Genomic DNA, 1046 nt, shown 5'->3' on the forward strand with positions numbered 1-1046 from the left:
CTGCAGAAAACGGTAATGGCAGAGGCGCAAAATCTTGAGGCATTAAGCGAGCAACTAGAAGAACGTGCTCATCACTTAAAAGATTTGTTTTCTGTGGCAAGGCAGGTTGCCAGTGATACGCAACAAGACATCAATGCGTCTCTTAACTCTACCCAATATCCAGATTTGAGGCAGACTTTACCGTCTTTACTCCAAAGTAAGTCTTTACCTGAAATCAAAGATTTGAAAGCCTTGTGGTTCGTGTTGCTGAAGGATATTCAAGCATCAGGTGAAGTCACGAACTATCCGGCAGATGTGTATCAGCAAAATGGAGAGAAAATTACGACTTCCGTTTTGCGTATGGGGCCATTTACTGCGCGCACAGATACACAGTTCCTTAGCTATGTAGCGAAGCAACAACGTCTGCAAGTTCTTGCATCGGTGGAAGAGGAGAAGGCGCCAGTTGGAACATCTTCGGCTGGTCTGTTCAACGTGATTATTGATCCAACTCGTGGCCAGCTGCTGGCGCAGATCGAGAAGAAAGCTTCGCTAGCAGATCGCGTTCGTCAAGGGGGTTATGTGGGTGGCGTCATTATTTTGCTTGGCCTTACCGGCTTGGCTTTTACCGCATGGCGTTTGTTCTATCTCTCGAAGGAGCATGCAAAGGTTTGGCAGCAACTGTGCAATCCGGAAGCTATTTGCAAAGAAAACCCTCTAGGCCGGGTATTAGCGGTCGGAAATGAGCATCTCTTGGCGACGGAAAATCTTGGTGCGGAACAACTGCATGATAAGTACGAAGGTCTGGAAGTGAAGTTAAATGAAGCGGTGTTGCGCGAAGCGCCATCGCTCGATCGAGGAACAGGCTTTATTAAGTTGCTAGCGACCGTTGCACCTTTGCTGGGTCTATTGGGAACTGTAACAGGAATGATTGCGACTTTTCAGGCCATTACCTTGTTCGGAACGGGAGATCCAAAACTAATGGCGGGCGGGATTTCTCAAGCGTTGGTTACGACGGTTCTTGGACTAATTGTGGCCATTCCCTTGTTGTTTGGTCATAGCTTGGTCGT

General features: G+C 47.8%; 1 protein-coding gene. It reads left to right on the forward strand.

The annotated features are described in order from the left end of the window. Positions 1 to 15: 15 nt before the first annotated feature. On the forward strand, positions 16 to 1046 hold a 1031-nt coding region (locus A3739_RS18035; RefSeq protein WP_156502668.1), incomplete at its 3' end, for a MotA/TolQ/ExbB proton channel family protein.

The organism is Oleiphilus sp. HI0067, from assembly GCF_001635735.1.